Genomic DNA, 13,355 nt, shown 5'->3' on the forward strand with positions numbered 1-13,355 from the left:
ATATGGCATTGCTAAAGCTAGTATACTTAGCCACTAAAAATATTCAGAAGAAATGGACAGCCCCTTTACACAATTGGAGCTTGATTATCCAACAATTATATATTAAATTTGGGGATCGGATAGCACTCGATTTAGCGACCAAGCCCCAGGAGGGCTCTGGAAGCTAGCTTCCAGAGCCCTCCTGGGGCTTAACCCTGAGACAGGGTTATAATTACACTTCCCTGAAGATTCTGGAGATACTACTTTTGTAGTTTTAAAACTGATATTATGTACTTCTACACCTGTAATAATCCTGCACAAACCTTTAATCTCAATATTTTTTTTACAGATTGTAACACTTGCTTTTTATAGGCAGGATCCTTTGTCATTTCTGTAAGAATTGATTGAATTGTTTTTTGTTCATTTTGCGGCATTAGAATTAAATCACAGCCTGCTTTGGATGCCAATAGTGGGGCATTATCAAGAATAGTTACGGCCTTCATAATATTAAGCGCATCAGAAATAATAATTCCCTTAAACCCCATTTCTTCTTTTAGCAAGCCTGTAATAATTTTTCTGGAACAGCTGGACGGCAAACCATCAGTACTATATTTTTTATTGTTTTGGATGGTAATGTGTGCAATCATGATAGAGAGTACTCCGTCTTGTATAATTTTTTTGTAATTGTCAACTTCTTGCAGAGGACCATCTATATAAACACTTTGTTTATGGGTGTCACCTTTTACGAGACCATGCCCTGGAAAATGTTTTGCTGTAGCGATAATTCCGCCTTCCTGTGTACATTTTATAAATTGATTAGCCAGATTGATAACAGAATCTCGATTGCTGCCATAGCTTCTGGATTTTATGGCTTCATTATGGGCGCTAATATCTAATACGGGAGCATAGTTGTGATGTACTCCAATTTCTCTAAGTTCAGTATTAATAGTATTGACCACTGCATCGGATTGCGCTTCAGTTTTGATATCTATCGTTTTGCCTACATCTTTTGCTCCTTTAATTCTACTGGCAAATAAACTGGGTTCTGCATCCATACTAAAAAGTAATGGTAATGTTTTGTTGTTGGCAGTGATTGTGTTTAAAACTTGAATGCTTTCTGTGTGCTTTTTTTTAGTTCCTTTTAGGAAAACAACACCTCCTATGCTGTTATTTTCTGCTAATTTTTTAACTGTAGACATCGGTTTTCCTAATTCTCCAGCAGAAGTAATGATCATTTGTGCTACTTTTTGAGTATTACTAAGCGTATTATATATAGAGTCTACGGTATATGCAAGTTCAGCATCATAGGAATAGAAATTCTGTAAACTAAATTTTGGAGATTGAGCCCTCATTTGTATAGAAAAAATAACAAATAATATCGGTATAGAATAAGAATATCGCATAGGTTTACGTATGTTTTTTGTAGTAAGATTCAATAGGCACTCCATCTAGTTGTCCCCATTCACTCCAGGAGCCATCATAGACTAAAAGATTTGTGTATCCAGAAAGTTTTGCCGCTAATAAAATGATACAGGCAGTGATGCCAGAACCACAACTAAATATCAGCTTTTTGTTTTTAATATTAAATTCTTCAAATAGCTGAGTCAGTTGTTCTTTGGAACGCATTTTTCCGTTATCCAGAACACGGGTATAGGGTAGATTTATGGAGTTAGGAATATGACCTCCTTTCAGACTGGATCTGGGTTCAGGATCAACAGCAATAAACCTGTTGTGTGAGCGAGCGTCAAGGATTAAAGAATTTGAACCATTCATTTCAATTAAAACTTCTTTAGCAGTAACGGTACATTTGGAACGATCGTTTTTTGAATTAAAATTCCCCGTGTTATAATTTGTTGAATTTTCTGTTTTTGCCTCTGTAGGTAACGCTAACCTAATCCATTCAGGAAATCCGCCATCTAGAATAGCGACTTCTTTGTGTCCCATAACCGTAAACATCCACCATGCTCTGGCACTGGAATATATGCCCAATGTATCATAAATTATAATTTTTGAATTCGCATTGATACCGAGTTTTCTACAATTTTCCTCAAAGTGTTTAGAAGATGGCAGCATATTAGGGATTGGATTCTGCTGATCAGAAAACGTTTTTTTAATATCAAAAAACCGAGTTCCCTTAATCTGAAGGTTTTTGTATTCAGATTCATTTTTGGCAGTAACTTTTTTAATGCTGGCATCAAGTATAACCAGATCGGGATGATGTATATGTTTTGATAACCAATCTGCTGATACAATAGGTTTTAGTATTTGTAATGCCTCCATGAGTTATTAGGGTTGAAACTTGTCAAGCAATTTATTAGTTTGTTGTTGTAGTTTTTTCTTAAAAAAATTAGTGCCTCCCAGCAATTTACCTTTAAAACCAATAGCCTGAGAAGCCCATCGATGTAGATTAAAATGATCTGTATGTTTTATGATTTTTCCATCCTTAAACTCGAATTGAGCATCTATACGATTATGAACAGATCTTCTGGTCTGACTAAAAATATACCAAGCTTCCCAATGTGCAGATCCACTTTGGTCATTAGCTTTTATATTAGAAAATTCTACTTTAAAATCTTTTGCATTTTTGCATAACATTTTCCACATTTTTTTAGCTCTGTCCCCTTTTAGTATGCCAAAAGCAGGGTCTTCAAAAAGGATATCGTCGTGATAACAGGATATCATTTTTTCTGCATCTTGATTTTGTAAGCCTTGATAAAATGTTTCAATGAGTTCTTTCACAGGTCTCAATTTCTTAGTATTCGTTTCATATATACAGTAAAAAACATACGATGAAGATAAGAATAATTAATCTAGCTTATCTGCTAGCTTCTTAAATACTTTTTTAGGGTTTTTATTTTCGTATAGAATATCATGAACTGCATCAATAATAGGAGTTCTGGCATTACTCGTTGCATCTAATTCATACGCCGTTTTGGCAGCATAATATCCTTCGGCAACCATATTCATTTCCATTTGAGCGCTTTTTACGGTATATCCTTTCCCAATCATATTTCCAAACATACGATTACGGGAGAAAATAGAATATCCTGTAACTAACAGATCTCCGAGGTAGGCAGAATCATTAATATTACGTTTCATCTTATGAATCTTTTTAATAAAACGTTTCATTTCCCGAATCGCATTGCTCATTAATACACTTTGAAAATTATCTCCATATCCTAATCCATGAGCAATGCCAGCAGCAACAGAATATATATTTTTCAGGACAGCGGCATATTCTGTACCAATAATATCATCTGTAACCTTACATTTAATATATTCACTACTCAGATTTGTCGCCATAATGGTTGCTTTTTCTTCATCATTAGAGGCAATCGTAAGGTATGACAGACGTTCTAGTGCTACTTCTTCTGCATGACAAGGTCCTGTAATTACACCAATATTATTAAAAGGAATGGCATAAACCTCATGAAAATGTTCTCCTACGATTAATCCGGTTTCTGGAACAATTCCTTTAATTGCAGAAAAAATAACTTTATTGTCTAAGGGTTCTGTGAGTTTTTTTAATTCAGTATTTAAAAAAGCTGACGGAATCGCAAAAATCAGGTAATCTGCATATGCTACAGACTCGTTTATATCATTAGTAAGTATAAGCTGATCTGTTTTAAACTCTACAGAACTCAGATAATTGGGGTTATGTTGTTGCCTTTTTAGGTGTTCTAATGCATACACACTGCGCATATACCAGCCCACTTCATTTAGATTTTCGGTTAGCATTTTTACAATTGCAGTTGCCCAGCTACCACCACCAATCACAGCAAATTTTAATTCTTTATCCATGTAAGAAGTTTGTGAGTTCAAAAATAAGCAAAATACATTTCAAAATAAAAACTGATAATCAGTATGTTATGGTTTTGGCATATGTTTTGGTTAATCATAAATGAAATTGAAAAACGCTTAGATTATGAAGACTTTAAAATTACTTTCAGCTTTTATGATAGGTTCTCTGCTATTGACTTCTTGTGTTGCAGAAGTTGTGATCGAAGATGCTGTATATGTTGATGAACCTGTAATCACACTTAATGAGTTATTGAATACCTATGAAATTTGGTACGTAGATATAGAACGTACACAGGGTAATGGAGAGATTCCCTTTCTTCAGAAAGCATTTACTGTATCTTTTAAAAACGGAGTATTCTACGCCAATAATAATCTGGTAGGCATCGGAAGTAATGGAGATGGTTTTGGTCTGGATGTAGGGTTTTATGATACGATCAATATGGAACTGGATATTAGTCACGATATCAATGGGTTTTATAGTTTGGCCGTGAGTCAGTTGGCAAATAATGAAATCCGATTATTTGATTATCAGACCAACACTAGTTATTATTTAGTTGGTTATCAAAGAGATACTTTTGATTATGATAAGGTTTTTTATGACAATATCCACTACTTTCTTCACGAATATAAAACGTGGGAAAAAGTATATACCAGTGAATTTGGGGTAATAAACGAATTCGATGACGAAAATTATTTGCGGTTTTTATATAATGGATCTGGAGATAATTTTAAAAGTTCTGAAGATATTAACATATCTAATATAAACGATATATATTATGACTATACTGGATATTTTAGTGTTCGGGATATTCAGAATAATTTTTATAGGAAAATTTTAACACTTGATTACGATTATTTGGGCAATGAATATTTCGAGTTGACCGTTATCAATGATAGAAAGATAGAATTACTTCATGCTACCTCAGGAACTGTATATCAATTTATTGGACGAGGATATGTACCGTTTAAGAATTCTGGGAGCAAGGAACCATTACAGAATGATAAAAAAAGAATTAAAAAGGCTGATTTTATAAGACCTACCTTATAAAAGAAGTACTAGACAATAATTAAAACTTTTTGGTTGGTTATTTAGTTGGAAATCGCTCTGCAAGAGAAATCTAGTCTGAGCGATTTCTTTTTTTAATTCGATTACATTTTACTATATTGATTCAATGAAAAAAGATAAAGATATAGCGCATTTTTCTGTGGTGTATCTCTTGCTATTTACGCTTTTGTATGCTAGTATTTTTCATTCTCTAAAAGGTTGGTATATTTTTTTGTGGATACTAATGGTCAGCAATTTTCCTTCCTTACTTGCCGTTTTATTATTAGTAGCTTTTGAGAGGTTAAAAGGTAAAAGATTTTCTAGTATCTTGTATTTTTTAGTATCAATTGTTATTCATACGTTCGTAATTGCTGTTTTTCAAAGAGAAAAATATGACTCAAAAAATATATTTCCAGTAGTTGAAGAATCTGTGTATGTTTTTTTATTGCTATCAATTGCCAGCCACTTTCTTGCATTTATGTATCTGTTAGTGATGAAAAAAATGATAAAGCGGTTTAAAAATAGATTTGCTTAATCAAAACTTCTGTATTTTTATAATTCAAAATATAAAACAGTTATGGCAATCCAAAAACCATTCAATCTTAGTAAATGGATTGAGGAAAATAGAGATACATTAAAGCCACCAGTTGGTAATAAAAATTTATACAAAGAAGCAGGAGACTACATTGTCATGATCGTTGCAGGACCTAATGCCAGAAAAGATTATCATTATAATGAAACCGAAGAGTTATTTTATCAGTTAGAAGGTGAAATCGAAGTACATATCCAGGAAGGCGGAGAAAAGAAAACAATGCTATTAGGACCAGGTGATATGTATTTGCATCCTGCAAAAGTTCCCCATTCCCCAGTTAGACATAAGGACTCTATTGGTTTGGTGATCGAAAGGAAACGTGTAGATCTGGATGCTCAGGATGGATTATTGTGGTTTTGTGACCATTGCAATACCAAACTGCACGATGTATATTTTAAGCTACACGATATCGAAAAAGATTTCTTGAAACACTTTAAGGATTTTTATGGCAATAAATTATTGAGAACTTGTAACAATTGTGGGACAGAGATGCCTGTCGATAAAAGATTTATTGCAGATGAATAAAAAATCAATTTAATTCAATAATTCTTATTTTTAGAATACATTGATTTTGTAAATGTGTTTTTTTATGTGACTTGCTCTAAATTAGTAGGATGTAAGGTCAAAATTTAAAGGCATCAAAAAAACAGAGTATCTTTACCTTGTCGAAAGTAAATTCAAATAATATGGCAGCAATAGCAACAGATTTTGGAATAGAAAAAGCACTACAACAATTAGGTGTTTTGGATTTTAATAAAGGAACTTCTACTGGCACAACGTGGTTTTCATCCGGAGATGAAATTTCTTCATACTCGCCGGTTGATGGTAATTTAATTGGAAAAGTAGCTACAACTGGGCCTGCAGATTATGAAAAAGTGGTTGCAAATGCTATGTCTGCGTTTACCTCATGGAGAGTAAAACCAGCTCCATTAAGAGGAGAAATTGTACGACAATTTGGTGAACAATTACGTAAACTAAAAGAGCCTTTGGGTAAGCTAGTTTCTTATGAAATGGGTAAATCCTATCAAGAAGGATTAGGAGAGGTACAAGAGATGATTGATATCTGTGATTTTGCTGTAGGTTTGTCAAGGCAGTTGCATGGGTTAACGATGCATTCTGAACGTCCTGGGCATCGAATGTATGAGCAGTATCATCCACTCGGAATAGTTGGGATAATATCAGCATTTAATTTTCCAGTGGCAGTATGGGCTTGGAATACAGCATTGGCCTGGATTTGTGGTGATGTTTGTATCTGGAAACCAAGTGAGAAAACACCCCTTTGTGGAATTGCCTGTCAAAATATAATCTCCAGTGTATTAAAAGAAAATGATCTTCCTGAAGGAATTTCCTGTTTGATCAATGGAGATTACAAAGTAGGAGAAATGATGACTACCGATAAGCGTATTCCATTAATTTCTGCTACAGGATCTACGAGAATGGGTAAGAAAGTTGCAGCAACAGTAGGACAACGATTAGGGAAATCATTATTAGAACTAGGAGGAAATAATGCAATCATTGTTACTCCGGATGCTGATATTAAAATGACGGTTATAGGAGCTGTTTTTGGAGCAGTAGGCACCGCCGGACAACGATGTACTTCTACAAGACGCTTAATTATCCATGATTCTATTTATGATAAAGTAAAGAATGCTGTGGTGGATGCCTATAAACAGTTACGTATTGGCAATCCTCTGGATGAGAATAATCATGTAGGGCCACTTATTGATACTGATGCCGTAAAAGGATATCAACATGCCTTAGAAAAAGTTGTAGAAGAAGGAGGAAACTTAGTTGTAGAAGGTGCCGTACTTTCTGGAGAAGGTTATGAAAGCGGATGCTATGTAAAACCAGCCATTGCAGAAGCAAAGAATGACTTTGAGATTGTACAACACGAAACTTTTGCGCCAGTGCTGTATTTAGTAAAGTATAGTGGAGCAATAGAAAATGCAATTGATATCCAGAATGGAGTCGTACAGGGATTGTCTTCTGCAATTATGACAAATAATCTAAGAGAAGCAGAGCGTTTTTTATCTCATGCAGGCTCAGATTGTGGAATTGCTAATGTAAATATAGGAACTTCTGGTGCCGAAATTGGAGGTGCTTTTGGAGGAGAAAAAGAAACCGGAGGAGGAAGAGAATCTGGTTCTGATGCCTGGAAGGTATATATGCGGAGACAAACCAATACTATAAATTACACAACAGAATTGCCATTAGCACAGGGGATTAAGTTTGATTTATAGGACGTGTTAATAAGGAAAAAGTAATCATATAAGAGCATCTTTTATAAAAGATGCTCTTATATTTATAACAACACCAAATAATATATAATTCATTTACTTTGATCTTTATGTCATTCTGATTCGAATGTATTCATTAAGAAAACAATGATTCATTATAGCTAAGTAAGCCTATGGTAATATAGATTACTATCTGTTTATAAAATAAATAATAGTAACTATTCAATTAAGTCTTAACTGTTACAGTTTATTTAAAAAAACTTCTTTATTTATAGTTTTCTTCCTTTGGTTTTCTTACTCTTAAGCGCATGCTTATTTTTAATGGCTTTGTTTAAAGGATCTTCCATTTTTAAGCTTTTCACCTTATCTCTTAAATTTTGTGAAGCTGTTTTTAAATCTTGCTGTAAGAATTTTGCAGTAGTTTTAACATTACTTTTGGCGTCTCTAACAACAGATTTGACTGTTGGAGACATAAATAAATCATACATTGATTTTACAGACTCTTTTGTTTCAGAGGCTTTGTTTTTTGCTCCTTGATACTTAGATTTCGCATTGTTTTTTACAGACTCTTTTGTTTCAGAGGCTTTGTTTTTTGCTCCTTGATACTTAGATTTCGCATTGTTTTTTACAGACTCTTTTGTTTCAGAGGCTTTGTTTTTTGCTCTTTGATATTTAGATTTCGCATTGTTTTTTACAGACTCTTTTGTTTCAGAGGCTTTTTGCTGTTCTGTTTTGAGCGTATTTATTTTATTTTTTAATTGAGTTATGTTTTCATTTGTTGTTTTCATTTGTTGTTGTAATTTTTGTTGGTAATTGAAGGAATCCTTCCTTAGCCTCTGTTAATTTATTAAAAGCTTGTCGTTGATATTCTTTAGTCTCTGAAGGAGACATATTTTTAACCATCTTAATTATCACCAACAATTTCGCTATACTTTTGAAGTTTATCTATTTTTGGTGGCATATCAGGATGAAAAGAAATTGACTGCTTTCTATATTCTTCGTCTAAATTCTTTTGTATTGGATTTGCATTATCCTTGACGTTTAATAACTTTGGAAAAACTACTTCGTCTTTTTTTAATTCTTTTAAAGATTGAACTTCCTTTTTTAAAAGTGTTTGAGATCTAGGAATATCGTCATTAATTCTTTTTGTTTTCTTGTCTCTTTTTTTAAATTAGGATACATATTTTCTTGTCTTTAATGGGCTTTCTTGAAAATATTAATTACAATATTTTAATTTTATATTATAAAAACACTTTGCAGGTAGGTATACCCTAAAAAACTGTATCTTTTATGAAATCAAGATAAATTTTGGAGCTATTTAGTTAGAACTAGTCCAATTATTGGGCAGTAATTCTGTTAGCTTATTAGCCTTATGTTCTTGGCTTTAAAGCCTTATCAACTACAACAGATTTAACCGTAGAGATGATACTCTCAAAATATAGTGACCTCTTTGAAGTAGAAGACACCTTTAGAGCACTTAAGAGCCAATTAGAAATACGTCCTGTATTCCACTGGACTGGCCAAAGGATAAAAGGGCATATTGCTATGTGCTTTATAGCATTTACATTTATAAATCACTTAAAAAATGCTATCAAGCTTCAATATAGAACTCTAGTAAAGGCAATCGATACTTGTGTAGCAACTTCCACAGGAATAAAAGAAGCTGCTTTCTTGGCTACTTTTTTCTTAGTTTCTGGAAATTCTGCTTTGAATTTCCTATGCCAGTATTTCATAACTTCATAAGTAATACCTTGGCTTTCTCCATAGTCCTTCAAACTGAGGGTACTATTCTTCCAATTCCTGAGAATTTTATACATTTCGCGTTTTCGTTTAGTATCTTCTCTTTGCATACAACAAAGCTAAAACCTAAATATTAGCTACACAATATGTAGTTCGCCGAATGGTTACATAGCTAAAGCCTACAGTTTACCTTGTAATACGATTTACGAATAAAAATTTCGCATCTAATGACATTCTTTTTCTACTATATTTTCTTCATAAAATTAAACAATAGCTATGGCTATTCTTTAATTTGATTCATCAATCTAGCGAAAAATCCTTGCCATTATTTTTACGAAATTCTCACCCGTAAATCGTATAATACCATCAGTCTTATCTGAGAAACCTCAAAATTGGATTACAATTTCTTTGGATAAAAAAAGCAATACTCCTTTTGTTAGCCTTAGTTCGATATGCCTGTTTGAGTGAAATTCTGATAAGAATTTTGTATCAAAAAAAAGCGTTTTAGGTTTTAAAGCCTATTCTCGACACACTTTTCCTTCGTCAAAATACTATCAGTGATGTATTATTTAAGTCATTGTTTTATAGTTAATTGATATTCCTGATTCTTTGACTCGATAATCGAGATTTAAATGCCCTGAGGTAGTTTACCATTCTGATAATATTCTTCTGCTTATGTCAGTTTAAACAGGTGATAAAATTTTTATTAGATGTCTCGAATTGATAGTTTTTAATATTCTGCATTATTAAAAATCAGAATCTTATCTTGGATTTTTTATTTTTTACAACGAAAAACTATGAATTTTTCTGTTACTTTTGATAGGTATTGGTAAAATAAATAATTACTCCAATAATTATTAAAATTAATAAAACAAAGAAAAATATTTTCCAGAATGAATACGGTCTTTTCCCGGAAATACTACCGGTCTGCCCGTTTACGAAGAAATTATATTTTTTACCATTATATTGATAAGCACTGATATATATGGGTAATAATATGTGTTTAAAAGTTTCTTGAGATAAACTCATGTCTACAGAATGTACACGTTGGGTATCACCTCCTATATCGTGCCGTGCCCAGGAGTGAGCAATTTTTTCTGCTTCTTGCGTAGAAGATAAATGCCCATCTCTTAGCGGGATGGTATATTTTTCTGTAACAAAACCGGCTAAAAATGCAGTATTAAAAGGCTCAAGTGCCTTAAGATTCCAATGTGCAATTTTTGATGGAATTGGATTTTTACGTTGATGAGAGGCTTTTATTAAGGTGTCATCTACAAAACCACTAACATTACCACTTGCTGGACTCCACCGGGTTCTTTGTTCTTGCCGGGTTCTCTGCACTGGTTTTCCATTCTCTGTTGCAGTATAAGAAACACTTACATAGTAATAATCTCCTCGCTGTCCGGTATATGTTGCGTATAATTGTGCATCAAATGTCCAATAAGGGAGATATAATCCTTTGGTATGTAGAGGGTTCAGCGTAGCTTTCTTAAGTTTATTGGGAGCAAACCACAAGCCTTTTACCCAACTGGAAAATATCTGATGTGATTTTTTTTGATCAAATTGAAAAGGAAGTACGGCACCAGGAAGAATCCATTCTTCCTTATAGGCATCTTCTATAATCAATGGCATCGTGCAATACACGCAATGTAGTGATTTATAGTTTTCTTCAATATGTTGATTGGCGCCACAATTTTTGCATTGAAGCATTAGAATTTCTTCAGAATGAGATACAGACCCCATCTCATCCAAGTATGGTTTTAATTCTAATTCCTTAAAACCATCCGGATGTTTTTCAATAGTTTCCTCATGACCACAATAATCACATTTTATCTGGGTAGTACCTGGTTTATATGTCAACTCTGCGCCACAATTGACACAGGATTTCTTTTGCTCAGAAATTGCTTTTTTCTCTTTTTCCATAAACTAAAATTCTGGCACAACCAAAACCTCATCAATATAATGCTAGATTAATTCAATTTTAAGCTCCAGGTAATGGAGGAGGGGTATTGCCACCTAAAAATGATTTTAGTTCTTCTACCTCTTTTAAAGCTGTCCAGCTACTCATTCCTTGTTTCCAAACTAAGGACTCTTTATTAATGGTTCTATTGGCAAACAGTATTTTTAGCTGATCAAAAGAAACCGGACCTGCTTGTTGACCATTAGAGGCGTAGAAATATTGAATCTGGACAGGCATTGGTGGAGGGGCAACAGGAGATGTTTGTTGCGGTTGTATCTGTTGTTGTGTAGTCATGGGATTCATCATGCCACCCATTTGTTGTGCAAGTACGAATCCCATACCCATGCCCATGCCTGCTCCTGCTGTACCACCTTCATTTGCGGCAGCAGCTTCAATAGCTTTTGCAGTTTTGAATTTGGTTAACTTATCAAGATCAAGTTTATCAATTCTACTGTATTCAAAAATTTCTTTCTTTAATTCTTCAGGCATTGAAACATTCTCAATAAAGAATTTTTCTAAAGAAATCCCCACAGAATTAAACTCTGGTTGCATTACTTCGAGACATGTTTCTGATAATTCTGTAGTATTAGCGGCATACAATTCTATAGGCAGATTTGCTTCACCAATAGTATCTGTGAAACGGGTAACAATTAAACTTTTAAGATGTTCATTAATTTCATAATTAGTAAAATTGGCATCTGTTCCTACAATATCAATAATGAACTTACCTGGGTCATTGATCTTAAAAGCATAGGTGCCAAATGCCCGTATTTCTACCAACCCAAAACGATCATCATTTAATGTGATTGGATTTTTGGTTCCCCACTTTTCATCAGTAAATAAATGTGTGTTCACAAAGTACACTTCTGCCTTAAATGGACTATTGAATCCATATTTCCAGCCTTTTAGTGTGGTTAGAATGGGTAGGTTTTGTGTGTTTAGTGTATACGTACCTGGCGAAAAAACATCTGCTAATTGTCCTTCATTGATAAAAACGGCTGTTTGCCCTTCTCTAACAATTAATTGCGCGCCATTTTTTATCTCATTTTGGTATCGCTCGAATCTATGTACAATGGTATCTTTTGTATTGTCCAGCCATTCTACGATGTCTATAAATTCATTACCTAACTTTTTCTTTATTTCGTCAAAAATTCCCATTAGTGGATTGATTTATAATTTGTGTTCTAAAACTACAAAATAGAATTCTTCATTAAAAATTATTTTAAGGTTAATATAAATCAATAGAAGACAGGGGTATTGCAGAAAGTCAATTTCTTCCAATCTCATCAGGATATAGTTGATAAACAGGATCACTTTGCCAATACTCTTTGGTCTTGATATCTATTGCAGTAAGCGGTCCTTTAAATGCAGCTCCGGTATCTATATTCCATACGCAGGTGGCATTTACGGGCACTGTTTTATTAATTCTTGTTACCGGAGTATGACCGATATAGATTTCATCAAAGAGAAGTAATCGTTTAGGATAGGTAAGATCTGTTTTTTTTAGCGCAGGATCAATAGATAGTGCGGTTTCCCATAAGGTTCGATCCCAGTAAAATAATTTACTAAAATATTCTCGATCAGGTCCGTGAATATTTGTGAAGCCTGCATGTAAAAATAATCGATTGGTATCATCTATATGGTAATCAAGAAGGCGTTCATAAAAATTAAGGTGTTGCTTAATAGCTGAATCAGATAACTTTTGATAAGAATCGATGGTTGCCTGTCCGCCATGTATCATCCATTCCGGATTGAATTTTTTTTTGGTAAGCCAATTATAGCATAATTGATCATGATTTCCTCTGATAAAAATACACTTATGCGTTTCTTGTAATTCTATAAGAAAAGAAACTAATGGGGCGCTATCACTCCAACCATCTACATAATCGCCTAGAAAAATCAATGTATCATCTTTTGTGATTTTTGATTTTATCATTAATTGTTTGAGTGCTTTTAAGCCTCCATGGATATCTCCTATTACTATAGTTCTACTCATTTTTT

13 protein-coding genes are annotated in these 13,355 nt (G+C 33.6%); 4 read left to right on the forward strand and 9 right to left on the reverse strand.

Going from position 1 to position 13,355, the window contains the following annotated elements; translation table 11 throughout:
• Positions 1–275: 275 nt before the first annotated feature.
• The 4 genes from F0000_RS01845 to F0000_RS01860 all read right to left on the reverse strand — a co-directional run bounded on the left by F0000_RS01845 (position 276) and on the right by F0000_RS01860 (position 3,780).
• The gene (locus tag F0000_RS01845; protein ID WP_188111996.1) at positions 276–1,382 is read right to left on the reverse strand and encodes a glycoside hydrolase family 3 N-terminal domain-containing protein; all 1,107 of its coding nucleotides are present in this window, start codon (positions 1,380–1,382) and stop codon (positions 276–278) included.
• Positions 1,383–1,386: 4 nt separating this feature from the next.
• A complete protein-coding gene (locus F0000_RS01850; RefSeq protein WP_255452593.1) occupies positions 1,387–2,259 on the reverse strand; it encodes a sulfurtransferase in 873 nt (290 codons plus the stop codon).
• Positions 2,260–2,265: 6 nt separating this feature from the next.
• A complete protein-coding gene (locus tag F0000_RS01855) occupies positions 2,266–2,718 on the reverse strand; it encodes a nuclear transport factor 2 family protein (protein WP_255452594.1) in 453 nt (150 codons plus the stop codon).
• Between the two features lie 66 nt (positions 2,719–2,784).
• The gene (locus F0000_RS01860) at positions 2,785–3,780 is read right to left on the reverse strand and encodes an NAD(P)H-dependent glycerol-3-phosphate dehydrogenase (RefSeq protein WP_149622997.1); all 996 of its coding nucleotides are present in this window, start codon (positions 3,778–3,780) and stop codon (positions 2,785–2,787) included.
• A 124-nt stretch (positions 3,781–3,904) separates the two neighbouring features.
• Here F0000_RS01860 and F0000_RS01865 point away from each other — a divergent pair, with 124 nt between their 5' ends.
• The 4 genes from F0000_RS01865 to F0000_RS01880 all read left to right on the forward strand — a co-directional run bounded on the left by F0000_RS01865 (position 3,905) and on the right by F0000_RS01880 (position 7,657).
• Positions 3,905–4,828 carry a nicotinic acid mononucleotide adenyltransferase gene (locus tag F0000_RS01865; RefSeq protein WP_149622998.1) on the forward strand — a complete coding sequence of 308 codons (924 nt, stop codon included), beginning with the start codon at positions 3,905–3,907 and terminating at the stop codon, positions 4,826–4,828.
• 124 nt (positions 4,829–4,952) lie between these two features.
• Positions 4,953–5,360, forward strand: a complete 408-nt coding sequence (locus tag F0000_RS01870) for a hypothetical protein (RefSeq protein ID WP_149622999.1) — start codon at positions 4,953–4,955, stop codon at positions 5,358–5,360.
• A gap of 42 nt (positions 5,361–5,402) precedes the next feature.
• Positions 5,403–5,942: a 3-hydroxyanthranilate 3,4-dioxygenase gene (locus F0000_RS01875; protein WP_149623000.1), complete on the forward strand. Its 540-nt coding sequence runs from the start codon at positions 5,403–5,405 to the stop codon at positions 5,940–5,942.
• A gap of 161 nt (positions 5,943–6,103) precedes the next feature.
• Positions 6,104–7,657, forward strand: coding sequence for an aldehyde dehydrogenase family protein (locus F0000_RS01880; protein WP_149623001.1), 1,554 nt, complete (start codon positions 6,104–6,106; stop codon positions 7,655–7,657).
• A 266-nt stretch (positions 7,658–7,923) separates the two neighbouring features.
• Here F0000_RS01880 and F0000_RS01885 read toward each other — a convergent pair whose 3' ends face one another.
• The 5 genes from F0000_RS01885 to F0000_RS01905 all read right to left on the reverse strand — a co-directional run bounded on the left by F0000_RS01885 (position 7,924) and on the right by F0000_RS01905 (position 13,350).
• A complete protein-coding gene (locus tag F0000_RS01885; protein WP_149623002.1) occupies positions 7,924–8,442 on the reverse strand; it encodes a hypothetical protein in 519 nt (172 codons plus the stop codon).
• Positions 8,443–9,252: 810 nt separating this feature from the next.
• The gene (locus tag F0000_RS01890) at positions 9,253–9,504 is read right to left on the reverse strand and encodes a hypothetical protein (RefSeq protein ID WP_149623003.1); all 252 of its coding nucleotides are present in this window, start codon (positions 9,502–9,504) and stop codon (positions 9,253–9,255) included.
• Positions 9,505–10,204: 700 nt separating this feature from the next.
• Positions 10,205–11,317: a DNA helicase PriA gene (locus F0000_RS01895; RefSeq protein ID WP_149623004.1), complete on the reverse strand. Its 1,113-nt coding sequence runs from the start codon at positions 11,315–11,317 to the stop codon at positions 10,205–10,207.
• A 58-nt stretch (positions 11,318–11,375) separates the two neighbouring features.
• Positions 11,376–12,512, reverse strand: a complete 1,137-nt coding sequence (locus F0000_RS01900) for an SPFH domain-containing protein (RefSeq protein ID WP_149623005.1) — start codon at positions 12,510–12,512, stop codon at positions 11,376–11,378.
• A 109-nt stretch (positions 12,513–12,621) separates the two neighbouring features.
• A complete protein-coding gene (locus F0000_RS01905; protein ID WP_149623006.1) occupies positions 12,622–13,350 on the reverse strand; it encodes a metallophosphoesterase family protein in 729 nt (242 codons plus the stop codon).
• Positions 13,351–13,355 lie beyond the last annotated feature (5 nt).

The organism is Aquimarina sp. RZ0 (assembly GCF_008370685.1).
Lineage (GTDB): Bacteria > Bacteroidota > Bacteroidia > Flavobacteriales > Flavobacteriaceae > Aquimarina.

What these genes read in the sequence shown, in the direction of transcription:
- F0000_RS01880 (WP_149623001.1), top strand. Translation starts at nt 6,104, where the DNA reads ATGGCAGCAATAGCAACAGATTTTGGAATAGAAAAAGCACTACAACAA.
- F0000_RS01895 (WP_149623004.1), bottom strand. Translation starts at nt 11,317, where the DNA reads ATGGAAAAAGAGAAAAAAGCAATTTCTGAGCAAAAGAAATCCTGTGTC.
- F0000_RS01865 (WP_149622998.1), top strand. Translation starts at nt 3,905, where the DNA reads ATGAAGACTTTAAAATTACTTTCAGCTTTTATGATAGGTTCTCTGCTA.
- F0000_RS01870 (WP_149622999.1), top strand. Translation starts at nt 4,953, where the DNA reads ATGAAAAAAGATAAAGATATAGCGCATTTTTCTGTGGTGTATCTCTTG.
- F0000_RS01890 (WP_149623003.1), bottom strand. Translation starts at nt 9,504, where the DNA reads ATGCAAAGAGAAGATACTAAACGAAAACGCGAAATGTATAAAATTCTC.
- F0000_RS01900 (WP_149623005.1), bottom strand. Translation starts at nt 12,512, where the DNA reads ATGGGAATTTTTGACGAAATAAAGAAAAAGTTAGGTAATGAATTTATA.
- F0000_RS01860 (WP_149622997.1), bottom strand. Translation starts at nt 3,780, where the DNA reads ATGGATAAAGAATTAAAATTTGCTGTGATTGGTGGTGGTAGCTGGGCA.
- F0000_RS01885 (WP_149623002.1), bottom strand. Translation starts at nt 8,442, where the DNA reads ATGAAAACAACAAATGAAAACATAACTCAATTAAAAAATAAAATAAAT.
- F0000_RS01905 (WP_149623006.1), bottom strand. Translation starts at nt 13,350, where the DNA reads ATGAGTAGAACTATAGTAATAGGAGATATCCATGGAGGCTTAAAAGCA.
- F0000_RS01875 (WP_149623000.1), top strand. Translation starts at nt 5,403, where the DNA reads ATGGCAATCCAAAAACCATTCAATCTTAGTAAATGGATTGAGGAAAAT.
- F0000_RS01850 (WP_255452593.1), bottom strand. Translation starts at nt 2,259, where the DNA reads ATGGAGGCATTACAAATACTAAAACCTATTGTATCAGCAGATTGGTTA.
- F0000_RS01845 (WP_188111996.1), bottom strand. Translation starts at nt 1,382, where the DNA reads ATGCGATATTCTTATTCTATACCGATATTATTTGTTATTTTTTCTATA.